Origin of the sequence: Epilithonimonas zeae, from assembly GCF_023278365.1 — a bacterium.
GTDB classification, from domain to species: domain Bacteria; phylum Bacteroidota; class Bacteroidia; order Flavobacteriales; family Weeksellaceae; genus Epilithonimonas; species Epilithonimonas zeae_A.
Map to the genome: position 1 here is coordinate 2,584,269 of NZ_CP075338.1, position 24,619 is coordinate 2,608,887.

Genomic DNA, 24,619 nt, shown 5'->3' on the forward strand with positions numbered 1-24,619 from the left:
TAAATATCTTATCTGTTGTTGATATCTACGTAATCTCTTTTTTGAGCACCTTGATAAACCTGTCTTGGTCTTCCGATCGGGTCGCCTTTCAGTCTCATTTCTTTCCATTGAGCAATCCATCCCGGCAATCTTCCTAATGCAAACATTACGGTGAACATTTCTGTTGGGATTCCCAATGCTCTGTAGATGATTCCTGAATAGAAATCTACGTTTGGATATAATTTTCTTTCGATGAAGTAGTCGTCTTCCAAAGCTACTTTTTCCAACTGCATTGCAATATCCAGAGCCTTATCCTGAATTCCTAATGCTTCTAATAAATCGTCAGCCGCCTTCTTAATGATTTTTGCTCTTGGGTCGAAGTTTTTGTAAACTCTGTGCCCGAAGCCCATCAAACGGAAGCTATCGTTTTTATCTTTAGCCTTGGCAACATATTTAGAAACATCGCCACCATCTTTTTCAATCAATTCAAGCATCTCGATAACCGCTTGGTTGGCTCCACCATGAAGTGGCCCCCAAAGTGCAGAAATACCTGCAGAAACTGATGCAAAAAGACCTGTGTGAGCAGAACCTACCATTCTTACTGTAGATGTAGAACAGTTTTGCTCGTGGTCAGCGTGAAGGATTAATAATTTGTCCAAAGCAGCCGTTACCACAGGATTGATTTCGAAATCTTCATTTGGTAATCTGAACGCCATTTTGTAGAAATTCTCTACATAATTTAAGCTATTATCTCCGTGATTTAATGGTAAACCAAGCGTTTTTCTGTAGGTCCAAGCTGCAAGATGAGCAAATTTCGCAATCAACAACTCAGCTGCAAGATCCATCTCTTCTTTGGATTGTACGTTAACCGCCTTAGGATTGAAAGCAGTCAACGCAGAAGTAAGCGTAGACAAAACGCCCATTGGGTGGGCAGAACGAGGAAAAGCATCAATGATTTTCTTCATCTCCTCTGCTACGAAGTTATATTTTTTGATGTTACCGTTGAAGGTATTAAACTGCTCTGTTGTTGGTAATTCTCCGTGAAGTAAAAGATACATTACCTCCGTAAAATTGGATTTCTCAGCAATCTGCTCTATTGGATAACCTCTGTAGAACAATTCACCCTGATCACCATCTAAGTATGTAATTTCACTGATTGTAGCACCTGTGTTTTTATAACCAAGATCCATGGTAATCAAACCAGTTTGGTCTCTCAGTTTGGAAATATCAATTCCTCTGTCTCCGATAGTACTATCTACGATTGGATATTCAAAGCTTTTCCCGTCGTAATTTAATATAACTTTATTATCTGACATTTTAAAAAAATTTATTTGCTAAATATAACACTTTCAGTCTTAATGCTCAACTGACAAAAGTCATATCTCACAATCGATTCTGTTAATATCAATAATTGAATAAAAAAAATAATTAATTATGAAAAAATCAAATAATTAACAAATTGAATTTCAATTAAATAAAAAACAAAAAGCATCTGGAAAATTCCAAATGCTTTAAATTATAAATTTTTGTTAAATCTTATCTTTTGATTTTGAAGGCCTCCAAACCAGGGAAAATTGCAGTTTCTCCAAGAGCTTCTTCAATTCTCAATAATTGGTTATATTTCGCCATTCTATCAGATCTAGAAGCAGAACCAGTTTTGATTTGTCCACAGTTTTGTGCCACTGCCAAATCAGCAATTGTAGCATCTTCTGTTTCACCAGATCTGTGAGACATTACTGTTGTATATCTGTTTTGTTGAGCCATTTGTACAGCTGCCATTGTTTCAGATAGAGAACCGATTTGGTTAACTTTTACAAGGATTGAGTTAGCTGTATTTTCTTTGATACCTCTAGCCAATCTTTCAACATTAGTTACGAATAAATCATCTCCAACCAATTGAACTCTGTCTCCGATTTTATCTGTCAATTCTTTCCAACCAGCCCAGTCATTTTCCTGCATACCATCCTCGATAGAGATAATTGGGTATTTGTTTGCTAATTCAGCAAGGTAAGAAACTTGTTCGCTACTTGAGAATACTGGCGCATCCGGAGTTTGGAATTTTCTGTAATCGTAAACACCATCTTTATAGAATTCTGAAGCTGCACAATCCAAAGCAATCATTACATCATCACCAGGTTTGTAACCTGCTTTTTCGATAGCTTGTAGCAAAGTATCCAAAGCATCTTCTGTTCCTGTGAAAGTTGGAGCAAATCCACCTTCGTCACCTACTGCAGTAGACAAACCTCTACCATGAAGAATAGATTTTAAGCTGTGGAAAATCTCAGTTCCCTTTCTCAAAGCGTGAGAGAAAGAGTCTGCTTTTACCGGCATTACCATAAATTCCTGGAAAGCGATTGGTGCATCTGAGTGAGAACCACCGTTGATAACGTTCATCATTGGAACAGGAAGTGTGTTTGCATTTACACCACCAACATATTTATAAAGAGGCATTCTCAGTTCAGCAGCAGCAGCTTTTGCAGCAGCCAAAGAAACACCTAGGATTGCGTTGGCGCCTAATTTACCTTTATTAGAAGTTCCATCAAGGTCAATCATCACAGCATCAATCAAATTTTGTTCGAAAACTGGAAGACCAATTAATTCCGGAGCGATCACTTCTTTCACATTTTCTACCGCCTTCAAAACACCTTTTCCTAAGAATTCCGGCGCCCCGTCTCTCAATTCTACCGCTTCGTGCTCACCTGTAGATGCACCAGAAGGCACAGCCGCACGTCCCATTGCTCCACTTTCTGTGAAAACATCTACTTCTATTGTAGGATTCCCTCTGGAATCTAAAATTTGTCTTGCTTCGATAAATGAAATGTAACTCATTGTCTTGATGTTATTTTTTAAGATTTTTATTTTGTTTGCTTTTAAAAAAGCTATGCAAATTTAAACATTTTTAAAATATTAAGTGATGAATCATTTCTTAACATTTATCACATATAATAAAATACGACATTATTTAAGGATTCTATATTTTACTTTTATGATTCCGGCATTCAGGTTGGCTATTTTTTTAAAAGCACCCTGACTCAAATCAAATTCTCTGGAAGGTTTCAATGGTCCTCTGTCATTTACAGTAATGATGACTGATTTATCATTCTCAACATTCACAATTTCTACTCGCGTGCCAAATGAAAGTGACTTGTGAGCACCCGTCATTTTAGAATGTCTGTAAGTTTCTCCACTTGCCGTCTTTTTACCATCAAATTTATTAGCATAATAGGATACAGATGTGGATTTGTAACCAGAACCTGAGTTACGACTTCCACAAGAAATTACAAATATAGTCAGTAACAAAATGTACGTTTTAAATACATATTGGGTTATTCTGTAAAAAGTTTTCATTATTATAATTTACAAAGGTTAATAAATGAAGAATATAAATGTTAATTATTCATTAATATTTTGTTTATATTGCAGGAATTTCTAAATTAGATTTCTAAATCATTTTAGAATTAATCAAAATCTTCTTTTTGAAATGAGTTACGAAAGTATAAAATTAACGATAGACAGAAAAATTGCAGTTGTAACAATCAACAGACCAGAAAGCTTAAATGCTTTGAACGCTCAGGTTCTTAACGATTTGGAAAATGTGTTTGACACTTTGGCTTCTGATAAAAATGTAAACTGTGTTATCGTTACCGGAAGTGGAGAAAAATCTTTCGTTGCGGGTGCAGATATCAAAGAATTTTCTGCTTACAGCTCAGAAAAAGCGAAAGAATTATCAAAAAGAGGACATTCGGTTTTTCAAAAAATAGAAGATTTGAACAAACCTGTGATTGCAGCAATCAATGGTTTTGCTTTAGGTGGAGGATTGGAATTGGCATTATCTTGCCACATACGATACGCTTCGGAAAATGCAAAATTAGGTTTACCGGAAGTAACTTTAGGATTGATTCCCGGTTATGGAGGAACGCAGAGATTGCCAAAATTGGTAGGAAAAGGTTTGGCTAATGAGATGATTTTCTCAGCAAAAATGATTACAGCTGAAAAAGCCAAATCTATTGGTTTGGTGAATGAAGTTTTTTCTTTGGAAGAATTGCTTGCAAAAACTCAGGAATTAGCTGAGCAGATTGTGAAAAATTCGCCATTAGGCATTGCAAAAGCTATAAAAGCAGTAAATGCCAGCGACAAAGAAAATGGGATGGAAACTGAGATTGATTCTTTTGGAGAATTATTTTCAGGAGAAGATTTTAAAGAAGGAGTTTCAGCTTTTCTGGAAAAAAGAAAGCCTGCCTTCAACTAAATTAGAATAATGAATTATAATAAATTCGATATTGCTTATCTTAAGATGGCGTCTGAATGGGCAAATCTGTCTTACTGTAAGAGAAAAAAAGTGGGTGCGCTTATTGTAAAAGACAGAATGATAATTTCTGACGGCTACAACGGAACACCGTCTGGATTCGAGAATAATTGTGAAGATGAAGAAGGAAAAACCAATTGGTTTGTACTTCACGCAGAAGCCAACGCTATTTTGAAAATAGCTAGCAGCACACAATCTTGCAAAGGTGCAACGTTATATATAACAATGTCTCCATGTAAAGAATGCAGTAAATTGATATTACAATCTGGAATCGAAAAAGTGGTTTATATGACCGGCTATTCTGACGACAGTGGATTAGAATTTTTAAAAAACGCAGGAATTGAGATTTTAAACATTACAGAACAAGAATTATATATCTTATGAGATAAATATTATATTTTTAAAACAATTAAAAAAAACACAAATATGAATTGGTCCGAAAAAATTACAGACTTCTCAAATTTTCTAAAATTTGAGAAAAGCTTCTCTGACAACACACTAGACGCTTACGTCAGAGATATCAAAAAGCTGGAAAGCTTTGCAACTACAGAATTACAAGAGGTTTCTCCGCAAAATATTTCTTACGAAGACCTACAAGAATTCATCTATCAACTTTCTAAAAAGAAAATCAGCGAACGTTCTCAGGCTAGAGGAATTTCTTCTATCAAGGCTTTTTTCAAATTTCTTTTGGAAGAAGAGTACAGAGAAGACAATCCTTCTTCCCTTTTAGAAGGTCCGAAATTGGGTCTTTATCTCCCTGATACTTTGAGTATGGATGACATTGACAAAATTATCAACAGTATTGATAAAAAGACAGATATTGGACAAAGAAACCAATGCATTCTTGAAGTACTGTACGGTTGTGGTCTTCGTGTTTCGGAATTGGTAGATTTGAAAATTTCTAATATCAATTTCAAAGAAGGATTCATTATTGTAGAAGGTAAAGGTGAGAAAACCAGATTGGTACCTCTTGCAAGTTCTACGGCAGAATATCTTCACGATTACATCCAAAACGTAAGAAAGAAAATCAAAGTCAACAAAAAGCACGAGGATATTGTTTTCCTGAATACAAGAGGAACTAATATGTCCAGAGTAATTGTTTTCATCATCATCAAAGAATTAACGCAGAAAGCCGGAATCAACAAGAGTATTTCCCCGCACACCTTCAGACATTCTTTTGCAACGCATTTGTTGCAAAATGGAGCTGATTTGAGGTTTATTCAGGAGATGTTGGGACACAGCAGTATTACCACAACGCAAGTTTATACGCATCTGAAAACTGAGGAACTGAGAGATGTTATTTTAAATTTCCACCCAAGAAATAGAAATATAGCTTAAGTTTTTCTTTAAATTTATCCAATGGAAAATTTAAAGTTCTGTCCAAAATGTGGTCAGGAAAAACTACTATGGAATAATATTACCAAATTTAGTTGCAGCAATTGTGATTTTGTTTTATATCACAATACTGCTGCAGCTGTTGCGGTAATCATAAAACATCAAGATGAATTATTTTTCACAGTTCGGAATCAAGAACCTGGAAAAGGAAAATGGGACTTATCCGGCGGTTTCACAGACCCAAAAGAAAGTTCCGAAGAAACTTGCTCCAGAGAGTTGAATGAAGAATTAGGGTTAATAATCAATCCTGAAAAATTTAAATATCTGGGAAGTCAGCCGAACATCTATCCTTATAAAAATATTGATTACAATACTTTGGATTTGTTCTATCTGTACGAAGTTGAGAAAAAATTTGAAATCCAATTAGAAGAGTCTGAAATATCAGAAACTATTTGGATAAAAGCTTCAGAACTCGATTTGGATAAGATTGCTTTTGAATCTCAGAAACGATTTTTGAAAAATTATATTACAAAAAACTAGTTGTCATTTGACAGTGTTTTTAATTAAAAGAAACTCCGGAAATTACTTTCCGGAGTTTTGATTTTATTTCCACTTGATATTGCAACCCAAACTTGGCTTCTGGAAATCTTCCTGCTCAGCTCCTGCCAGAAGATTTTCGAACGCAACGATCAAATCTTCGCCTGTAATTTCTTTTTGATTGCCTGGACGCGAGTCATCCATTTGACCACGATAAATCAAACTTAGATTTTCATCGAAGAAGTAAAAATCCGGTGTACAAGCTGCTTCATAAGCTTTTGCTACATCTTGAGATTCATCATATAAATAAGGAAATTTGATGTTTCTTTCATCTACAAAATCAACCATCATTTCTGGAGAATCTGCTGGGTATTTATCTACATCATTAGAATTAATGGCAATAAATTCAATTCCCTGAGATTTATAATCTTCATACAATTCTTCCAACTTATCGATGATATGAAGAACAAATGGACAATGGTTACACATAAAAATAACCAAAGTTCCTTTCTTTCCTTTCAAAGATTCGAGGCTTTGTAACTCGTTATTTTCTGAAGGATTAGGAAGTTTAAAATCCGGAGCTTTTGTTCCTAAAGCCAACATATTCGAAGGTGTATTTGACATAATATTTTATTTAATATAACAATATAAAAGTGTATCAATTTACCAATTAAAAAAAACCGATTGGTAGATTATCACATTGGTAAATTTGATAACAAAGATAATGCTTCTTGAAGAGAATTATCATAGTTGACCCAATTTACATTTTCCAATTTTCTATTCCACGTTGTTTGACGTTTGGCGTATCGTCTGGAATTTTTCTTGATTTCTTCTATAGCAAAGTCCAAGTTCCATTCACCATCAAAATATCGGAATAGCTCTGAGTAACCAACCGTTTGCAAAGCAACTTTATCGCGGTCAGCAATCAAACCTCTAGCCTCTTCCAGCAAACCATTCTCCATCATTTTATCAACACGAAGATTGATTCTTTCATAAATCACTTCTCTTGGCGCATCAATTCCAATTCTAAGAGTTTCAAAATTCCTTTTGATTTTTGGTGTACTAAGATTTTCGGTATAAGTTTTATTGGTTTGCCAAATGATGTCAATGGCTCGAAACAATCTTCTAGGATTATCTTTATCGACAACTGAAAAATACTCTGGGTCTAATTTCTCCAGCATTTCTTGTAGAATTTCGATACCTTCATTTTCAAAAATCGAAATTAGTTTTTTTTGATTTTCTTCGTCTGCTACTGGCAAATCATTCATCCCTTCCACAACGGCTTTTTCGTACATCCCGCTTCCGCCGACCATTATTGCAACATCTTTCTTGGTAAAAATTTCGTCCAATTTCTTAAGAGCTTCTTCTTCAAAAAGTCCTATCGAATAATAATCGTTGATGCTGAGATTTCCGACAAAATGATGTTTCGCTTCCGCCAATTCTTCGTCAGTCGGCATCGCTGTTCCAATTTTCATTTCTTTGTAAAACTGGCGAGAGTCACAGGAAATAATTTCCGTATCGAGATGATTAGCCAAATCAATTGCCAATCGGGTTTTCCCGATTCCTGTAGTGCCGACGATAGAAATAAGACGTTTCAACAAAAAATTTTTGCAAATCTACAAAATCATTATTTTGATTTAAACACAAAAGACTCGTTTAATAATCCTTTATCAGCTTTTGATGTAAGATGTTTTGTATATTTGATTAAAGAATATTATGAAAACCGAAATCATAAAGCCCAATCACTCTGAACTGAAAAATATTATTCAGTATTTCATAATTTTCAAATCGGAAAGTATCAAGAATATTGAATATACAACATTTCCCAATACCAACCTCTGTCTTGCGATTTATAAACAAAATAACGTCGTTGTTGAACAGAATGGCAACAGCAAGCATCTCTTTACTTTGCAAGGTAATGCAATTTACAAGAGCTATTTATCAGGATTTCACGAATCGAATTTCAAAGTAAGTATCAATGCATCTATTGATGAAATCTGTATCATTTTCCATCCAGCGGCATTACGATTATTTTCTAATATTTCTTATGAGGAACTTATAAAAAGTGATGAAGCATTTCAGATGCTTTTCCCAAAATTTGCGGGAGATTTTGTAGAACGCTTATTCGAGGAAAACAATAATCATAAAAGGATATTAATGCTGGAAAATATCATTCTGAGAAGCATCAACAATCAATATATAACGGAAAGAACGAAGGAAGTTTTACATATCATCCAGCAAAACAAGGGTTTGAAAGTAGGCTCTCTAGCGAAAAAACTTTCTATGAACGAATCTACTTTGTACCGATTGTTTATAAATCAGATAGGACAAAATCCCAAATCTTTTTTGAGAACTGTAAGATTCCGAAAAGCGCTGGACGGAATTCTTCATCTTGAAAAAGAAAAGCTCACCAACATTGCTTATCGAAACCATTATACCGACCAATCCCATTTTATCCGGGATTTCAAAGAGATTACGGGAGAGTCACCCAATCAGTTAAGAAATAAAACAAGCATTCAGCAGGAAGAGCTGGCGTGGATTTATTCCCAACATTAATCTGCACGATTTTTACAATTTTTTGTTCTCTCTTCATTTTTTCTTTGTATTCAAATTTGAATATAAAAAATGAAGAAGCTTCTTATCATTACGCTCCATATTATTTTACTTGGCTTGAGTCCCATAATTTCTGCCCAGCAATTGACACTGAAAGGAAAAGTAGTTAATCAGGATAATAATGCCGTTGCATTTGCAGATGCTTTACTTTTTAAAAATGACAGCATCCCTGTAAATCAAACCTACACAGACAGTCTGGGATTCTTTTCTTTAAAAGCCGAAAAAGGAAATTACCTGCTGAGGATAAAGCAATTCGGAAAGGAATATTTCTCTGGAAATATTGAACTTAATCAAGACCAAGATTTAGGAAACATAAAGATTCAGGAAGCAAAGGCAATAGAAGGCGTAACCCTTACTGCAAGAAAAAAGCTGATTGAACAAAAGGTTGACCGCCTGGTCTACAACATCGAAAATTGAGTCGCTTCACAAGGAATGAATGGCTTGGATGCCCTCAGGAATACACCTATGGTAAATGTCATAAACGACAATGTTTCCATTGCAGGAAAAGGGAATGTTTCTGTTATGATAAACGACAGAATGCTGAACTTATCCGGGAGCGAACTCACGAATTATCTGCAATCGCTCCGTTCCGATGACATTGCAAAATAGAAATCATTACAACACCTCCGTCCAAGTACGAAGCCCAGGGAAACAGCGGAATCATCAACATTATCCTGAAAAAAAATCCAAATCTAGGATGGAGTGGAAGTGTAAACGGTTCTTATCAAAGAAATTCATATAATGGTTTCAGAGCGGGAGCCACAGTTAATTATCAATCCAAAAAAATCAGTTCTTCCTTAAAATTGAGACAATATAATGTAGCCTACAAACCAGAAGGAACACGCAATCTTTTAAGCGATACAAACAGTGTTTATACCTCAGAAAAAAGAAAAGATGCTCCGGATGCTTTGGGAGTTAATTACAGTTTCGATTACAAAATAAATGAGAAACAAAACATCGGTTTTATTTATGATTTCGGCAATCAGCATTATAATATGGATGCCCGTGGAATCAGTCGATATGAAACAAAATCGGTTGCAGATTCTACCTTAATAACCCAGCAACGTCAACGCTGGACAACACCAACGCATACCTTGAACGCTTATTACGACATAAAGCTAGACAGCATCGGTAAAAAACTAAGTTTTACAGGAAATTACCTTAATAACAGTCCTGAAAAAATCAATGATTTCAGTACAATAAATACTGTCAATAATAATGAAGCTATCATAAAAAACAACAGCAAAATGAAATATGCTATATTTTCCGCCCAATCCGACCTTACTTTGCCCTATAAATGGCTAAATATCGAAACCGGTTTGAAATATACTTTGCTTGACAACAAATCGGATGTCGGATATTTTGACTTCGATGGAACCGGCTACGTTCTAAATCCCGATAACACCAATGTTTTTCATTACAAAGAACATAATTATGCCGCTTATGTCAGCTTCCAAAAAGATTTTGGTGAAAAATGGTCGGCAAAGGCAGGACTGCGCTATGAATATACTTCTCTTCAAGGATTTACACCAAATGATGAAAGCAGCAAAATCGAAAAGCAATACGGTAAAATTTTCCCGACCGCCTACATCAGCTACAAGCCAAATAGCAATCATTCGTTAACACTGAACTACTCGAAAAGAATTGACCGCCCCGATTTTCAGTCACTGAATCCATTTCGCTGGTATACAAATCCGTATATGTATTATACAGGAAATCCAGCTTTGCAACCTTCATTTAACGATAATGTAGAACTGAATTATTCCTACAAAGGAAAACTGACTTTTGGACTTTACAACCAATACACCCAAAACAAAACTTCCAATATTGCCCGATTCTCAAATGGAATTTACAGTAACCTTACAGAAAACGGCTACGACCAGAACAGGACAGGAATAAACATTGGTTATTACAATACCTTCTTCAAAATCTGGGAAACATCTGTAAACGCCAATGGTTCTTATACTAAAACAAAACCAACAATTCCTGAATTGGAAAAACTGAAAGTATATTCAATGTCCTATTCTTTCTATAACACCATCACATTGAACGAGAACAAGACCTGGTTTCTGATGCTGAATTTCTGGCATTCGCTTCCTTTTACCTATGCCAACATAAAGCTAAAAGACCAATTAGAATTTTCACCGGGAATAAAAACCTCATTGTTTGATAAAAAATTGCAGGTAAATTTTGTTATCAGTGATGTGTTCAAAACACTCAAAAACAATGGATACTCATACAATGGCAACTTTCGTTCGGAGTTTAACCAATATAATGATTATCGAGGTTTCAAGCTGAGCTTAACTTATTCTTTCGGAAATAAAAAAGTAAAAGGAGTAAATAAAAATATTGATTTTAAAGAGCAAAGCAGGGCGAATTAATTTATTGTAACCTTCATCCATCCGCAATAAATTCTGTGGTTTAATTTTAAGTATATAAAGTAATAATTACTTATTTTTACCATCAGAATGGCTTTCAAATTACCAAACTCCAAACTTCCTGATGTGAAAACGACAATTTTCACAGAGATGAGCTTATTAGCACAACAGGAAAATGCAGTCAATCTTTCACAGGGATTTCCGGATTATCAGCCTGATGAAAACCTCATCCGATATCTCGGAGACTTTGCAAAGCAAGGTCATAACCAATATGCACCTTTGTTTGGAATCAAGGAACTGCGGGAAGAGATTTCCAGGAAATTCAGTATTCAATATCAGGTTGATTATCATCCTGATTCTGAGATTAATGTAACTGCTGGAGCGACACAAGGGATTTTTACCGTCATTTCTTCATTCGTGGAAAAAGGCGATGAAGTCATTATTTTTGAACCGGCTTACGATTGTTACGAGCCTGCAATTATCCTGAATGATGGAATTGTAAAAAGTGTCAAAATGCTTTATCCAGATTATGAAATCAACTGGAATGAAGTTAAAAATCTGGTTTCCGAAAAAACCAAGATGATTATCATCAACAATCCAAATAATCCTTCCGGGAAAACCCTAAAACAGAAAGATATTGATCAATTAATTTCGATTGTAAAAAATACAGATATCATTATTTTAAGTGATGAAGTTTATGAAAGTATCACCTTCGACGAAAAACCTCATCTGACATTAGCCAGATATCCTGAACTGAAAGAAAGAACATTCGTAGTTGGCTCTTTTGGAAAATTATTGCACATCACAGGCTGGAAAATCGGTTATGTTTGTGCGCCTTCGGAATTGATGAATGAGTTTAGGAAAGTTCACCAGTTTAATGTGTTTTGTGTGAATACACCGGCACAATTTGCAATTTCTAAATATTTACAGAATATTGATGATTTCAAATCCATCTCAACATTTTTCCAAGCCAAAAGAGATTATCTTAAAAATGCTTTGAAAGAAACACCTTTCCAATTATTGGATTGTGAAGGAACTTATTTTTTGTCTGCTAATTTTGGCGCAATTTCTGATAAGCAAGACAAGGATTTTTGCTACTGGTTAACTAAAGAACACAAAGTCGCAACCATCCCGTTTTCTGCATTTTACAAAGACAAAACCGATGAAAAAGTGATTCGTTTTTGTTTTGCTAAAGAACAGAAAACTTTGGATAAAGCTATAGAACAATTATTAAAAATAAAATAAATCTTAATGAAAAAATTAATTTTAGTCGCTTCATTATTAGTTGGAGTTAGCGCATTTTCACAAGCGAAAATCGACCCAACCAAACTGAATTATATGCCAGTTGACGTGAGTCCAATGGATGCAGTTTACTATCCGCTTCAGGTGGCTTCATCCAAAACGGAAACGCCGAAAGTGAAAGTAGAATATTCCCGTCCGCAGAAAAAAAACAGAGTCGTTTTCGGGAACCTTATCAAATACGGAGAAATCTGGAGATTTGGGGCAAATGAAAATTCTGAAATCAAATTTTACACGCCTGTGAAAATTGGTGGAAAAGAAATTCCTGCTGGAACTTACAGTATTTTCGCAATCCCATTTGAAAAAGAATGGACAATTGTTCTTAATTCTGATACAGATAAATGGGGAGCATATTTCTACGACAAAAGTAAAGATGTTGTGAGGTTCAATGTTCCGGTTGAGAAAACAACTTCTCCAATTGAGTATTTTTCCGTGACTTTTGTACAAACAAAAACGGGAGCAGATTTGTACGCTGGCTGGGATAGTACACAGGTTAAATTCCCGATTGAGTTTAAATAATTTTATACTTGATTTTAAAATCAAAAAAACCTCCTCAAATTTTTGAGGAGGTTTTTTTGTACACTAAAGTTCTAATAAATCTTCGAATTTTTCTATCTGTTGCTCGGAATTTTCTACGTTTCCAAAACCGTAAGCAGCATAAATAAAGTCAACGCCAGCTTTTTCGGAAGATTCTTTGTCCCAAATAGTGTCGCCAACATAAACTGGATTTTGTAGATTATTTCGTTCAACAATGAGCCGTATATTCTTGTCCTTTGGTAAACCGTCGTTGCCAAAACATTCGAAATCTTGAAACAAATCTTCAAAACTAAAAAACCCGATGAAATTCTCGATGTAACCTTTCATACAATTGCTGACAATGAAAAGTCTATGATTTTCTGCTAATTTTTCAAGTGTTTCTTTGACTTTTGGAAACAATTCTCCACCATATTTTTTAAGATATTGGCTTTCTTTCTTTGCATAAATTGTTTCAAATTCCTTTAGCTTTTCTTTCGGAACAAAACTGAAATGTTGCGCAAAAATATCGTCCATTTTCATCCCAGAAAAATCTCTCACGGTTTGAGACGTAATATTGATATCAAATCCAATTGCCTGAATGCTGTCGTTAAAAGCTCTGACAACGGTTTCCGAAGCATTCCAGAGTGTTCCGTCTAAGTCAAAAATAATGCTATCTCTCTTCATAATCTAAATCATAAACCATTCATTTACAAGACTTGCGGCTAATCTTGCGGTTCTTTCCTGTATATCAAAATTGGGGTTGACTTCTGCCACATCCAATGCTTTTGTTTTCTTTGATGATAAAATATGATGGTAAATCTGCATAAATTGACGGTCAGCAAAAATCCCATTATAAGCAGGCGCACTGACACCTGGCGCAATAGACGCATTGAAAACATCCATACAAACCGTGACGTAAATAACATTCACATCTTCTAAAAACGAGTTGATTGTAAACATTAAATTCGGAAGATTTTCGGAGTAAATTTCGTCAGCCAAAATATATTTCATCCCAAAATCATCTGCAATCTCGAACAATTTTCTAGTGTTACTATCTTTCTGAATCCCAATATGCAAAGAATGAATCTCGCCTTCCTTTGCAATTTGCCAAAAACCGGTTCCAGAACTTGCCAATCCGTTTTCTGGTTCACGATTATCAAAGTGAGCATCGAAGTTGATGATTCCTATTTTTTGATTGGGAAAAGCTTTTTTAATTCCTGAATAATGAGCAAAAGTGACTTCGTGTCCACCTCCTAAAACAACAGATTTCCCTTGTTTTGATAACACTTTCGAAACTTTTTCGGCTAATAAATTCTGAGTTGCTTCGAGGTCATTATTTTCACATTTGATATTTCCGAAATCTTTCAGTGAAAATTCGAAATTAACAACAGGAAAGTTGGACATATTTTTTCTAATCAAATCTGGTGCTTCCTGGGCTCCTACTCTACCTTTATTACGTTTCACGCCTTCATCTACAGCAAAACCGTGTAAAACGAAATCATTAGGATTAATAGTTTCATAACCCGTTTCTCTTTTCACTCGTTGGAAAATTCTGTGATACGATTCTTCTTCGCCATCAAAACGGCCTGTCCATTCAAACATAATTTAGATTTTTTCTCCGTTGATATAAACACTTTTCGGCTTCAAACTTCCTTGGTGATAAAGGATGTTCTGGAAATTATCTGTTTCGTAAGTGATAAAATCTGCCTTTTTCCCTTCTGCTAAAATCCCTCTGTCCTCTAAACCCAAAGCATAAGCTGCTCGGAAAGTTATTGCAGCTAAAACTTCCGCTGTAGTCAACTTCTGATATGTCGCCAAAATCGAGGCTTGAGTAACGAGATTTCCCATTGGCGCTGAACCCGGATTCCAGTCGGTTGCAATTGCTAAAATCCCTCCTTTATCCAGAATTTCTCTTGCCGGAGCAAATGGTTCGCCTAAACCTAAACTTGCACCTGGCAAAGCAATCGCCACCGTATTTGAATTAGCAAGAAACTCAATATCTTCATCGATAGTCGCTTCCAAATGGTCAGCAGATTTTGCACCAACTTCCACAGCAATTCGTGAACTTCCAGCCGTAAACTGGTCGGCGTGAACTGTGATTTGAAAGCCTAATTCTTTAGCTTTCAAAAGGAAAGTCTTGCTTTCTTCCGGCTGAAATGCTGATTTTTCAATAAAAATATCAACACGGCTAGCAAGGTTTTCTTCTTTTACTTTTGGTAGAATTTCATCCAAAATATAATTAAGATAATCTTCCGATGAACCTTCGAAATCTCTTGGTTTTAAATGAGCGGAAAGGCAAGTGGGAACCAAGGTTGCTTTGGTTTTTGCCTGAGCTTTTTTTATAGCTCTCAACATTTTCAGTTCTTCTTCCACATTCAATCCATAACCACTTTTTATTTCAATTGTTGTGATGCCTTGATTTAACAAAATATTGACACGTTCAAGGATTCCATCAACCAAATTATCTTCCGAAGCTTGTCTTGTATGCTGAACGGAACTCCAGATTCCACCACCAGATTCTGCAATCTCAAGATAAGTTTTACCTGCATTTCTCATCGCAAAATCATTCGCCCGATTTCCTCCAAAACAGATATGCGTATGTGCATCTACAAAAGCTGGAAGTGCGATTTGCTCATTATCAATAAAATTGATTTCAGAATCAGGAAACTTTTGTTTCAGAAAATCGAAATCGTTGACGTCTAAAATTTTTCCATTTTCTGTTAAAATTCCGCCATTGGGAATTATTTCTAAAGATTCGTCTTGTAATTTTCCTTTGAGTGGAAGATTATTGAGTGTAATGATTTGCTTGAATGGACCAATTAGTTTCATATATAATCTTGAATCGTAAAATTAAAAAAAGAGATGCAATTGACATCTCTTTTCTTTTTAAAATATTTCTCTTCCTATCTTGAGAATATTATCACTTTTTCCCATTGAATAAAAATGCAGAACAGGAATTCCAAAATCTAAAAGTTCCTTGCTCTGGTTAATCGCCCATTCTATTCCAACTTCGCGAACATCATTATTGGTTTTGCATTTTAAAACTTCATTAATGAGAGTTTCTGGTAAATCGATTTTGAAAACCTGTGGCAACATTTGCAAATGTGTTTTGGTAGCAATCGGTTTGATTCCCGGAATAATCGGAACGTCAATCCCAATTTCTCTGGCTTGCTTTACAAAATCGAAGAATTTCTGGTTATCAAAGAACATTTGAGTTACAATATAATCTGCGCCTGCTTCTACTTTTTTCTTCAACATCTGAAGGTCATAATTCATAGAAGGTGCTTCAATATGTTTTTCAGGATAACCCGCAACACCAATGCAAAAACTGTTATCAACGTCCGATTCTATCTTGCCGTGAAGATATTCTCCGATTCCCAAATCGTGAATCTGTTTTACCAAATCCGAAGCATATTTGTGTCCGCCTTTTGAAGGTTCAAAATATTTTTCCCCTTTCATCGCATCACCTCGCAAAGCAACAATGTTATTGATTCCCAAATACATACAATCCACCAAAAGATATTCGGTTTCTTCTTTAGTAAATCCACCACAAAGTACGTGTGGAACGGTATCAACATTATATTTATTCTGAATTGCCGAACAAATCCCTAAAGTTCCGGGACGCATTCTTGTGATTTTTCGCTCCATCAAACCGTTTCCTCTTTCCAGAAAAATATATTCTTCTCGGGAAGTTGTAACATCTATAAATGGCGGTTTGAATTCCATCAACGGGTCGATATTCTTATACAAATCGGCGATTCCAACACCTTTTTGAGGCGGAACAATTTCAAAAGAAAAAAGCGTTTTGCCGTTGGCGTTTTTTATATGATCAGTAATTTTCATTTAATAATTTTAAATAGTATTAATCTGCTAAGTTTGGAGCCAGCCATTTTCTAGCATAATCTAACTCAACATCTTTTCTTTCAGCAAAATCTTTTAATTGGTCTTCATCAATTTTTCCTACTCCGAAATATTTAGATTTTGGATTCCCAAAATAATAACCTGAAACTGCAGCAGTTGGCCACATTGCCAAACTTTCGGTTAAAGTCACGCCGATATTTTCTTCAACTTTAAGTAAATCCCAAATGGTCAGTTTTTCTAAATGATCGGGACAAGCTGGATAACCTGGAGCCGGACGAATTCCGAGATATTTTTCTTTGATTAATTCCTCGTTATCCAGCGTTTCATTTTCAGAATAACCCCAGTATTCGGTTCTGACTTTTTTGTGAAGATATTCGGCGAAGGCTTCTGCAAAACGGTCTGCCAAAGCTTTTACCATAATGGCGTTGTAATCATCATTTTGGTCTTCATATTTTTTTGACAACTCATCAGCTCCGAAACCTGTACAAACACAGAAAGTCCCAATATAATCCTGTTTTCCGGAATTTTCAGGCGCAATAAAATCACTTAAAGCAAAATACTCTTTCCCTTCGGATTTCTTATGTTGTTGTCGCAGAGTTCTAAAAGTCGAAATCACATTCTGATTTTCATCATAAACCAAAATATCGTCCTGTTCATTTGCATTCGCTGGAAAAATTCCGAAAATCCCTTTGGCTTTGAAACTCTTTTCTTTCAGGATTTTTTTGAGCATTATCTTAGCTTCATTGAACAAAATCGTCGCTTGTTCACCCACAACATTATCAGTCAAAATCTCAGGGAATTTTCCAAACAATTGCCAGCTTCTGAAAAACGGTGACCAGTCAATAAACTCAACTAATTCATCCAGATTTTGGTCTTCGATAATAGTAACTCCCAATTTTTTAGGTGTTGGAATATTTTCGTTTTTCCAATCGATTTTGAATTTTTTCTCACGAGCTTCTGCAATCGGAACATACTCTTTATCAACTTGTCGGTTCAGGAATTTTTCACGGAATTCATCATAATCTTTTCTGATTTCCAAAGCATAAGCATTGGATTTATCTCGATTCAAAAGAGAACTCACAACACCAACCGCTCTGGAAGCGTCATTCACGTGAACAACTGTACTGGAATATTTTGGCGAAATTTTTACCGCTGTATGTGCTTTGGAAGTGGTTGCACCTCCAATCAATAAAGGGAAATTAAGATTCTTACGTTCCAGTTCGTCTGCAATATGAACCATCTCGTCCAGACTTGGTGTAATCAATCCGCTTAATCCAATCACGTCCACTTTTTCATCAATGGCCGTCTGAATGATTTTTTCTGCCGGAACCATCACGCCCAAATCCACAATCTCATAATTATTACAACCCAAAACCACGCTTACAATATTTTTCCCGATATCGTGAACATCGCCTTTCACTGTTGCCATAAGAACTTTTCCGTTGGATTTTTGAGTCTGGTCTTTTTCTGCTTCGATGAAAGGCTGAAGATAAGCCACCGCTTTTTTCATTACTCTCGCCGATTTTACAACCTGAGGCAAGAACATTTTTCCGCTTCCGAAAAGGTCGCCGACAACGCCCATTCCTGTCATCAGATTTATCTCAATCACATCAAGCGGTCGTTTTGAAGTTTTTCTAGCTTCCTCTGTATCTTCTTCTATAAAACGATCAATTCCTTTGACTAAAGCGTGTGTAATTCTCGATTGTAAATCCTGTTCTCTCCAAGCGAGGTCTTCTGTTTTTTCTTTTTTAGTTGATTTATGTTTTTCCGAGTAATCCAGAAGTTTTTCTGTCGCATCGTCTTTTCTGTCTAGCATTACATCTTCAACCAATTCCAATAAATCTTTCGGAATTTCGTCATAAACTTCCAGCATTGTCGGGTTCACGATTCCCATATTCATCCCAGCTTTTATGGCATGGTAAAGGAAAACAGAGTGCATTGCTTCTCTCACAGAATCATTTCCACGAAAGGAAAATGAAACATTGGAAACGCCTCCACTTACTGAAGCATTTGGAAGATTGGTGCGAACCCAACGTGTTGCTTCGATAAAGTCAATCGCATTTCTGCGGTGCTCATCCATTCCGGTTGCAACAGGGAAAATATTGAGATCGAAAATAATATCTTCGGAAGGAAAACCAACCTGATTCACCAAAATATCATAAGACCTTTTGGAAATTTCGATTCTTCTTTCGTAATTATCGGCTTGTCCAACCTCATCAAAAGCCATAATAATGGCCGCTGCGCCATATCTTTTAATCGCTTTTGCCTGCTTGATGAATTCTTCTTCTCCACCTTTCAAACTAATGGAATTCACAACTGGCTTTCCCTGAACAACCTGTAATCCGGCTTCCAGAATTTCCCATTTTGAAGAGTCAATCATAATCGGGATTCTGGCAATGTCTGGTTCGGAGGCAATCAGATTCAGGAATCTGACCATTGCGGTTTTGCCGTCCAAAAGCCCGTCATCCATATTAACATCAAGAATCTGAGCACCGCCTTCTACTTGGTTTCTTGCAATATCCAGAGCTTCGGCATATTTTTCTTCTTTAATGAGACGAAGAAATTTTTTGGAACCGGCAACATTGGTTCTTTCCCCAACGTTGATAAAGTTGGATTCGGGTGTTATAATTAAAGGCTCGAGACCTGATAATTTCAGATATTTTCTTTTACAATCTGTTTCCATAATTTAATTTACAATGTAAAAATTACCAACAATAAAATGAGATTCTTCACTTCGTTCAGAATGACACTCTGTCTGATAATCGGTAAATAGATACATTGTTATGCTGTTATATTAAGTTTTCTCGGATGGTAAGCTTGTGCCAAATCCGCAATCGCTTTGATATGGTCCGGCGTTGTTCCGCAGCAACCACCAATAATATTGATTAGACCTTTCTCCAAATATTCCTTCACCTGCTCTGCCATTTGACCGGCTGTTTCGTCGTATTGGCCGAAAGCGTTTGGTAAACCTGCGTTTGGATAAGCCGAGATTCCGAAATCTGTGTGATTGGCAAGAATTTCCAGGTAAGGCGTCAATTGTTTTGCTCCTAAAGCACAGTTGAAACCAACACTTATCAAATCCATATGTGAAACAGAAATCAAAAATGCATCAGCCGTTTGCCCACTCAAAGTTCTTCCAGAAGCATCGGTAATCGTTCCTGAAACCATAATTGGAATAGTGATATTGCGTTCTTCTCTTATTTCATCAATGGCAAAAAGTGCCGCTTTTGCATTCAAAGTATCGAAGATTGTTTCAACCAAAAGGATGTCTGAACCTCCATCGAGCAAAGCTTCTGCCTGTTGTTTGTAAGCGATTCTGAGTTCGTCAAAAGTGATAGCTCTGTAACCTGGGTCATTGACGTCCGGACTAAGGCTTGCCGTTCTGTTGGTTGGTCCGATTGAACCTGCAACAAATCTTGATTTGTCGGGATTCTGAGCGGTAAATTCATCACAGACTTTTTTAGCAATTTTGGCAGATTCATAGTTAAGTTCGTAAACCAGATCTTCCATATGATAATCCGCCATTGCAATGGTTGTTCCGGAAAATGTATTGGTTTCGATGATATCTGCGCCTGCCAAAAGATATTTTCTATGAATTTCTTCAATAGCTTCAGGTTGCGTGAGAGACAGCAAATCATTGTTTCCTTTCAATGGCGATTTCCAGTCTTTGAATCGCTCGCCTCGGTAATCTTCCTCGGTGAAATTGTAGCGCTGAATCATCGTTCCCATTGCTCCATCGAGAATGAGAATTCTGTTTTTCAGTGCGTTGTATAGTTGTTCTGAATTATTCATTTTTTAATTTAATTTTTATCGTCGATTGAAAGACCAATCTTCAACATAGCCCCGATAGGAACGGCATCCTTTTTTGTTTTTCTGAAAATTTTCTATTGATGACAAAACGTCGTAAACAAAAAAGATATAGTGGATAGCGGGTTGGGAACTTGTTTCGAAGACGAAAACTTGTTGCTCCTAATTCCTTCGATTCCTTTAGTCTAAAGCTTGTTTTAAATCATTAATTATATCATCAATATTTTCTAAACCAACGGAGCATCTCACCAATCCGGTAGTAATTCCAACTTCACTTCTTTCCTCATCGGAAAGTTTGGAATGCGTTGTGGAAGCAGGATGTGTAACAATCGTCCTTGTGTCTCCCAAGTTGGCGGAAAGGGAACACATCTTAATTCTGTTCAGGAAATTTCTACCGCCCTCGGTACCGCCTTTGATTTCGAAAGCAACGATATTTCCACCTAATTTCATTTGTTTTTTGGCGATTTCATAGCTCGGATGAGATTTCAGGAACGGATATTTTACCAATTCTACATTGGGATGATTTTCCAGAAACTCAGCCACTTTCAATGCGTTTTCGCAATGTTTCTCTACCCGAATCGCCAAAGTTTCCAAACTTTTGCTCAAAACCCAGGCATTGAATGGCGACATCGCCGGACCAGTGTTCCTTGCAAACAGATAAATCTCACGAATTAAATCTGCTTTTCCAACCGCAACACCGCCTAACACTCGCCCTTGACCGTCAATCAATTTCGTTGCTGAATGAACCACCAAATCTGCCCCGTATTTAATCGGTTGCTGCAAGTAAGGTGTTGCAAAACAATTGTCAACTATGAAAATCAGATTGTGTTTTTTAGCAATCTGTCCGAAAAACTCCAAATCCAACACTTCGATTGCGGGGTTCGTCGGCGTTTCCAGATACAAGATTTTTGTATTTGGTTTGATGTATTGTTCTACGTTTTCCGCATCTTCTGCTTTGAAATAAGATGTTTCGATATTCCACTTCGTGAAATATTTTGTGAATAATGTGTGAGTAGAACCAAATACCGACTGACAACTCACAATATGGTCGCCCGCATCAAGCAACGCTGCAAATGTTGAATAAATCGCCGCCATTCCTGTTGCAAAAGCGTAACCGGATTCCGCACCTTCCATTTTCGTGATTTTATCAACAAATTCTGTGACGTTTGGGTTGCTGAAACGGCTGTAAAGATTCTTGTCTTTTTCTTCTGCAAAACTTGCACGCATATCTTCCGCATCTTCAAATACGAAGCTTGACGTGAGATATAACGGCGTGGAATGTTCGTCAAACTGAGTTCTTTCGGTTTGAGTCCTTATGGCTTGTGTTTCAAAATTTTCCATAAAATTTTAATTTACCAATGCAATAATCTACCAATGTAACAATGAGATTCTTCACTTCGTTCAGAATGACACTGCTTATAAGAATTGGTAAATTGCTACACTTTTATATTGTTACATTGATTTTATTTTGTTTCGCTAAGTCTTAAAATATCTCCGAAAACGCCTCTTGCAGTCACCTTGGCTCCGGCTCCGGCTCCCATAATGACAATTGGATTCTCGCCATAACTTTCTGTGTAGATTTCGAAAATAGAATCGGAACCTTTAAGTTGTCCTAATGCCGAATTGGCTGGCACAGAAATTAATTTGACATCCAACTCTCCTTTTTCTTTTTGTAAATCGCCGTGCAAATCGCCGACATATCTTAACACGTGGTCTGGTTGCTGATTTTCTTTGATGTTCTGGTATTCTGAATCCAGTTCTTGCAATCTTGAAAGGAATTCTTCTTTGGAAACTGACAATAGAGTTTCCGGAACAAGATTCTGAATATTGATGTCATCAAATTCATTAATCAAATCCAGCTCTCTTGCCAGAATCAACAATTTTCTTGCAACATCATTTCCAGATAAATCTTCGCGTGGATCCGGTTCGGTGTACCCTTTTTCCAAAGCTTCGTTGATAATGGTTGAGAATTTATCGTTACGAAGCGAAAAATTATTGAAAACATAACTTAATGTTCCGGAAAAAACACCTTTGATTCTTGTAATATTTTCTCCTGAAAGATGCAATAATTTAATGGTGTCAATTAGAGGTAAACCAGCACCAACATTGGTTTCATAGAGGTATTTCTTTTTATTTTTTTCTAATAATTTCCTGAAATTCCGATATTCTGAGATGGGTAATGTGTTGTAGATTTTGTTAGAGCCAACGACATCAAATCCGTTCTCTACAAACACAGGATAATTTTTAACAAAATCTTTGCTCGCCGTGTTATCTACCATCACCAAATTTTCCAAATGATGTTCATTTACAAAATCTACCAAAGACTGGACACTGGATTCTGTTTGAGAATATTTAATTTTCTGTCTCCAATCGCTTCCGAAACCGGCTTTGTTGAAAGCTACTTTTCTGGAATTGGCAATTGCAACGATTTTCAAATCCACTCTTTTACGATTCAGAATATCGTAAGCTGAATCCAAAATCTGCTCAACCAAAGTCCCGCCAACATTACCGTGACCAATCAAAGCGAGATGAACGGTTTTCGGTTTTCCGTAGATTTCGGTTTCGATGATATTTTTTGTGATTTCGGTTTGGTTATCGGTTACGACGATATTCACTCTTCCAGCAGAAGCGATTTGACTCAACAACAATGGGAAAATTTTATTACGCTGAAGTTCTGATAAAATCTTATTGTAATTTTCCGAAACAAATCCGATCACACTTAGGTTTTCGATGCTATAAATATTGCTGACTTGTCCATTGTTTTTTTCTTTTTCGAATTCTTTATTCAGAAAATCAACTGCATCAGAAGCATCATTCTCATCTACAAGAACAGAAATTCCATTTTCAATCGCTTGTTGGGAAATAACGCCCACACTGATTCCTCCTCCATTCAAAACCTGAAATATGCGTGAATCAACGCCAATCTGTCCAAGAAAGTCTTTCCCTTCGAAATTCACCAAAGCTTTGTTTCTATAAATATTAATTGCATTCTTGTCTGTCATCAGTTCAAAAAAATAGGTTTTAAAATGGTGTTCAGTTGCTCATATTCCATTAGAAAAGCGTCGTGGCCGTGGATGGAATTAATCTCGTGATACTGAACGTTTTTGTTTTTATTTTGTAAAAATTGGTAAGTATTTTTAATTTCAAAAGCCGGATAAAAAAGGTCCGAATCTACTGCTACTAAATGAATCTCTGCATTGATATTTTCCAATTCATTTTCCTTTCCATTAATGTTCATCAGAAGATGATTAACAAGCTTGTAAGCCTTTAAACTAAACCTTTCGTTTAATCGTTTTCCGTGGAAATTGAGCCAGTCGTGAGACTTTAAAATCTGCTTTTCAGAATCTATTTCTCTATTGAATCTTGAATTAAGAGATTCCGGCGTTCTGTAGCATAACATTGCGTGAACTCTGGCTTTCTCAAGCGGTTTCTCCTCTGATTCCAAAAGAAATTTCTGAACCAGACATTGAGAATGTAACCAATCCGACGTTTTGAAATCTGTTGCAATCGGGATGAATCTTTCTGCTAAATCATTCTGCAAAGTCAACATTTCCCAACCGATAGAACCGCCAACAGAACCGCCAACTAAAGCAAATAGTTTTTTAATATTCAGGTTCTTTAATCCTTGCAGAAAAATAGATGCAATATCCTTCGTTGTGAAATCTTCGTAATTCTCAATGAAAAATCCGTCAAAACCATTACCCGGAATATTGAAACAAATTATTGTGAATCGATTTGTATCAATTACTTTCCCTTCTCCAACCAGAGATTTCCACCAGCCGTTTTCTCCGGCAACATCAGAGTTTCCTGTCAAAGCGTGATTAATCAAAACAATGGGAGCAGAATACAATTCTTTTCCAAAAAGCTGGTAGCTTAATTGGATATCGAGAACTTTTCCGTTCTTAGTTTCGAAATGTCGAATGTTGATATGTTGTAGCCTGTTTTCCAATTTTGTCTTATAAAAATTGAAAATGCTACGGGAAATGTA

Annotated in this window: 24 protein-coding genes; 10 read left to right on the plus strand and 14 right to left on the minus strand. The window is 36.2% G+C overall.

What is annotated here, in order from left to right; translation table 11 throughout:
- Positions 1 to 8: 8 nt before the first annotated feature.
- From KI430_RS11600 to KI430_RS11610, 3 genes are all read right to left on the minus strand, one after another.
- A complete protein-coding gene (locus KI430_RS11600; protein WP_248874960.1) occupies positions 9 to 1,295 on the minus strand; it encodes a citrate synthase in 1,287 nt (428 codons plus the stop codon).
- A 220-nt stretch (positions 1,296 to 1,515) separates the two neighbouring features.
- Complete coding sequence (gene eno, locus KI430_RS11605; protein ID WP_248874962.1) at positions 1,516 to 2,808, minus strand: phosphopyruvate hydratase; 1,293 nt, start codon at positions 2,806 to 2,808, stop codon at positions 1,516 to 1,518.
- Positions 2,809 to 2,937: 129 nt separating this feature from the next.
- Positions 2,938 to 3,327 (minus strand): septal ring lytic transglycosylase RlpA family protein, encoded by a 390-nt coding sequence (locus KI430_RS11610; RefSeq protein ID WP_248874964.1) that lies wholly within the window; start codon positions 3,325 to 3,327, stop codon positions 2,938 to 2,940.
- Between the two features lie 133 nt (positions 3,328 to 3,460).
- Here KI430_RS11610 and KI430_RS11615 point away from each other — a divergent pair, with 133 nt between their 5' ends.
- Genes KI430_RS11615 through KI430_RS11630 form a run of 4 tightly spaced genes read left to right on the plus strand, consistent with a single transcriptional unit; the run spans position 3,461 to position 6,160 of the window.
- Entirely contained in the window at positions 3,461 to 4,228 is a 768-nt protein-coding gene (locus KI430_RS11615) for an enoyl-CoA hydratase/isomerase family protein (RefSeq protein ID WP_248874965.1), read from the plus strand.
- A 9-nt stretch (positions 4,229 to 4,237) separates the two neighbouring features.
- Positions 4,238 to 4,669, plus strand: a complete 432-nt coding sequence (locus tag KI430_RS11620) for a deoxycytidylate deaminase (protein WP_248874967.1) — start codon at positions 4,238 to 4,240, stop codon at positions 4,667 to 4,669.
- Between the two features lie 42 nt (positions 4,670 to 4,711).
- The gene (gene xerD / locus KI430_RS11625; RefSeq protein WP_248874969.1) at positions 4,712 to 5,623 is read left to right on the plus strand and encodes a site-specific tyrosine recombinase XerD; all 912 of its coding nucleotides are present in this window, start codon (positions 4,712 to 4,714) and stop codon (positions 5,621 to 5,623) included.
- A 21-nt stretch (positions 5,624 to 5,644) separates the two neighbouring features.
- Complete coding sequence (locus KI430_RS11630; RefSeq protein WP_248874971.1) at positions 5,645 to 6,160, plus strand: NUDIX hydrolase; 516 nt, start codon at positions 5,645 to 5,647, stop codon at positions 6,158 to 6,160.
- 63 nt (positions 6,161 to 6,223) lie between these two features.
- Here the strand turns inward: KI430_RS11630 and KI430_RS11635 are convergent, their stop codons facing one another.
- Both KI430_RS11635 and miaA read right to left on the minus strand, forming a co-directional pair.
- Positions 6,224 to 6,781 carry a thioredoxin family protein gene (locus tag KI430_RS11635; protein WP_248874973.1) on the minus strand — a complete coding sequence of 186 codons (558 nt, stop codon included), beginning with the start codon at positions 6,779 to 6,781 and terminating at the stop codon, positions 6,224 to 6,226.
- Between the two features lie 71 nt (positions 6,782 to 6,852).
- Entirely contained in the window at positions 6,853 to 7,758 is a 906-nt protein-coding gene (gene miaA, locus KI430_RS11640) for a tRNA (adenosine(37)-N6)-dimethylallyltransferase MiaA (protein ID WP_248874976.1), read from the minus strand.
- 115 nt (positions 7,759 to 7,873) lie between these two features.
- On the opposite strand from miaA, the gene KI430_RS11645 reads away from it, so the two are divergent.
- The 6 genes from KI430_RS11645 (at position 7,874) to KI430_RS11670 (ending at position 12,966) form a co-directional block, all read left to right on the plus strand.
- Positions 7,874 to 8,713 carry an AraC family transcriptional regulator gene (locus KI430_RS11645; protein WP_248874978.1) on the plus strand — a complete coding sequence of 280 codons (840 nt, stop codon included), beginning with the start codon at positions 7,874 to 7,876 and terminating at the stop codon, positions 8,711 to 8,713.
- Positions 8,714 to 8,782: 69 nt separating this feature from the next.
- On the plus strand, positions 8,783 to 9,187 hold the full coding sequence (locus KI430_RS11650) for a carboxypeptidase-like regulatory domain-containing protein (protein ID WP_248874980.1): 405 nt from the start codon (positions 8,783 to 8,785) through the stop codon (positions 9,185 to 9,187).
- Positions 9,188 to 9,202: 15 nt separating this feature from the next.
- Positions 9,203 to 9,379, plus strand: a complete 177-nt coding sequence (locus tag KI430_RS11655) for a hypothetical protein (protein WP_248874982.1) — start codon at positions 9,203 to 9,205, stop codon at positions 9,377 to 9,379.
- A gap of 194 nt (positions 9,380 to 9,573) precedes the next feature.
- On the plus strand, positions 9,574 to 11,151 hold the full coding sequence (locus KI430_RS11660) for an outer membrane beta-barrel family protein (protein WP_248874984.1): 1,578 nt from the start codon (positions 9,574 to 9,576) through the stop codon (positions 11,149 to 11,151).
- Between the two features lie 87 nt (positions 11,152 to 11,238).
- Entirely contained in the window at positions 11,239 to 12,393 is a 1,155-nt protein-coding gene (locus tag KI430_RS11665) for a methionine aminotransferase (protein ID WP_248874986.1), read from the plus strand.
- Positions 12,394 to 12,399: 6 nt separating this feature from the next.
- A complete protein-coding gene (locus KI430_RS11670; protein WP_248874988.1) occupies positions 12,400 to 12,966 on the plus strand; it encodes a DUF2911 domain-containing protein in 567 nt (188 codons plus the stop codon).
- A 63-nt stretch (positions 12,967 to 13,029) separates the two neighbouring features.
- On the opposite strand, the gene KI430_RS11675 is transcribed toward KI430_RS11670, so the two are convergent.
- The 9 genes from KI430_RS11675 to KI430_RS11715 all read right to left on the minus strand — a co-directional run bounded on the left by KI430_RS11675 (position 13,030) and on the right by KI430_RS11715 (position 24,580).
- A complete protein-coding gene (locus tag KI430_RS11675; protein ID WP_248874990.1) occupies positions 13,030 to 13,647 on the minus strand; it encodes an HAD family hydrolase in 618 nt (205 codons plus the stop codon).
- 3 nt (positions 13,648 to 13,650) lie between these two features.
- A complete protein-coding gene (hutG, locus tag KI430_RS11680) occupies positions 13,651 to 14,565 on the minus strand; it encodes a formimidoylglutamase (protein WP_410744657.1) in 915 nt (304 codons plus the stop codon).
- 3 nt (positions 14,566 to 14,568) lie between these two features.
- Positions 14,569 to 15,792 (minus strand): imidazolonepropionase, encoded by a 1,224-nt coding sequence (gene hutI, locus KI430_RS11685; RefSeq protein ID WP_248874992.1) that lies wholly within the window; start codon positions 15,790 to 15,792, stop codon positions 14,569 to 14,571.
- 57 nt (positions 15,793 to 15,849) lie between these two features.
- The gene (gene metF, locus KI430_RS11690; protein ID WP_248874994.1) at positions 15,850 to 16,806 is read right to left on the minus strand and encodes a methylenetetrahydrofolate reductase [NAD(P)H]; all 957 of its coding nucleotides are present in this window, start codon (positions 16,804 to 16,806) and stop codon (positions 15,850 to 15,852) included.
- A gap of 19 nt (positions 16,807 to 16,825) precedes the next feature.
- A complete protein-coding gene (metH, locus tag KI430_RS11695; protein ID WP_248874996.1) occupies positions 16,826 to 19,507 on the minus strand; it encodes a methionine synthase in 2,682 nt (893 codons plus the stop codon).
- A 98-nt stretch (positions 19,508 to 19,605) separates the two neighbouring features.
- Positions 19,606 to 20,616, minus strand: coding sequence for a homocysteine S-methyltransferase family protein (locus tag KI430_RS11700; protein ID WP_248874998.1), 1,011 nt, complete (start codon positions 20,614 to 20,616; stop codon positions 19,606 to 19,608).
- 195 nt (positions 20,617 to 20,811) lie between these two features.
- Positions 20,812 to 21,972 carry an O-succinylhomoserine sulfhydrylase gene (locus KI430_RS11705; protein WP_248875000.1) on the minus strand — a complete coding sequence of 387 codons (1,161 nt, stop codon included), beginning with the start codon at positions 21,970 to 21,972 and terminating at the stop codon, positions 20,812 to 20,814.
- 122 nt (positions 21,973 to 22,094) lie between these two features.
- On the minus strand, positions 22,095 to 23,633 hold the full coding sequence (locus tag KI430_RS11710; protein ID WP_248875001.1) for an ACT domain-containing protein: 1,539 nt from the start codon (positions 23,631 to 23,633) through the stop codon (positions 22,095 to 22,097).
- A complete protein-coding gene (locus tag KI430_RS11715) occupies positions 23,633 to 24,580 on the minus strand; it encodes an alpha/beta fold hydrolase (RefSeq protein ID WP_248875003.1) in 948 nt (315 codons plus the stop codon). The genes KI430_RS11710 and KI430_RS11715 overlap by 1 nt, the downstream gene beginning before the upstream one ends.
- Positions 24,581 to 24,619 lie beyond the last annotated feature (39 nt).

Excerpts from the sequence above, each read along its gene's own strand:
- KI430_RS11600 (WP_248874960.1), bottom strand. The coding sequence starts at position 1,295 with ATGTCAGATAATAAAGTTATATTAAATTACGACGGGAAAAGCTTTGAA.
- eno (WP_248874962.1), bottom strand. The coding sequence starts at position 2,808 with ATGAGTTACATTTCATTTATCGAAGCAAGACAAATTTTAGATTCCAGA.
- KI430_RS11610 (WP_248874964.1), bottom strand. The coding sequence starts at position 3,327 with ATGAAAACTTTTTACAGAATAACCCAATATGTATTTAAAACGTACATT.
- KI430_RS11615 (WP_248874965.1), top strand. The coding sequence starts at position 3,461 with ATGAGTTACGAAAGTATAAAATTAACGATAGACAGAAAAATTGCAGTT.
- KI430_RS11620 (WP_248874967.1), top strand. The coding sequence starts at position 4,238 with ATGAATTATAATAAATTCGATATTGCTTATCTTAAGATGGCGTCTGAA.
- xerD (WP_248874969.1), top strand. The coding sequence starts at position 4,712 with ATGAATTGGTCCGAAAAAATTACAGACTTCTCAAATTTTCTAAAATTT.
- KI430_RS11630 (WP_248874971.1), top strand. The coding sequence starts at position 5,645 with ATGGAAAATTTAAAGTTCTGTCCAAAATGTGGTCAGGAAAAACTACTA.
- KI430_RS11635 (WP_248874973.1), bottom strand. The coding sequence starts at position 6,781 with ATGTCAAATACACCTTCGAATATGTTGGCTTTAGGAACAAAAGCTCCG.
- KI430_RS11645 (WP_248874978.1), top strand. The coding sequence starts at position 7,874 with ATGAAAACCGAAATCATAAAGCCCAATCACTCTGAACTGAAAAATATT.
- KI430_RS11650 (WP_248874980.1), top strand. The coding sequence starts at position 8,783 with ATGAAGAAGCTTCTTATCATTACGCTCCATATTATTTTACTTGGCTTG.
- KI430_RS11655 (WP_248874982.1), top strand. The coding sequence starts at position 9,203 with ATGAATGGCTTGGATGCCCTCAGGAATACACCTATGGTAAATGTCATA.
- KI430_RS11665 (WP_248874986.1), top strand. The coding sequence starts at position 11,239 with ATGGCTTTCAAATTACCAAACTCCAAACTTCCTGATGTGAAAACGACA.
- KI430_RS11670 (WP_248874988.1), top strand. The coding sequence starts at position 12,400 with ATGAAAAAATTAATTTTAGTCGCTTCATTATTAGTTGGAGTTAGCGCA.
- KI430_RS11675 (WP_248874990.1), bottom strand. The coding sequence starts at position 13,647 with ATGAAGAGAGATAGCATTATTTTTGACTTAGACGGAACACTCTGGAAT.
- hutG (WP_410744657.1), bottom strand. The coding sequence starts at position 14,565 with ATGTTTGAATGGACAGGCCGTTTTGATGGCGAAGAAGAATCGTATCAC.
- hutI (WP_248874992.1), bottom strand. The coding sequence starts at position 15,792 with ATGAAACTAATTGGTCCATTCAAGCAAATCATTACACTCAATAATCTT.
- metF (WP_248874994.1), bottom strand. The coding sequence starts at position 16,806 with ATGAAAATTACTGATCATATAAAAAACGCCAACGGCAAAACGCTTTTT.
- metH (WP_248874996.1), bottom strand. The coding sequence starts at position 19,507 with ATGGAAACAGATTGTAAAAGAAAATATCTGAAATTATCAGGTCTCGAG.
- KI430_RS11700 (WP_248874998.1), bottom strand. The coding sequence starts at position 20,616 with ATGAATAATTCAGAACAACTATACAACGCACTGAAAAACAGAATTCTC.
- KI430_RS11705 (WP_248875000.1), bottom strand. The coding sequence starts at position 21,972 with ATGGAAAATTTTGAAACACAAGCCATAAGGACTCAAACCGAAAGAACT.
- KI430_RS11710 (WP_248875001.1), bottom strand. The coding sequence starts at position 23,633 with ATGACAGACAAGAATGCAATTAATATTTATAGAAACAAAGCTTTGGTG.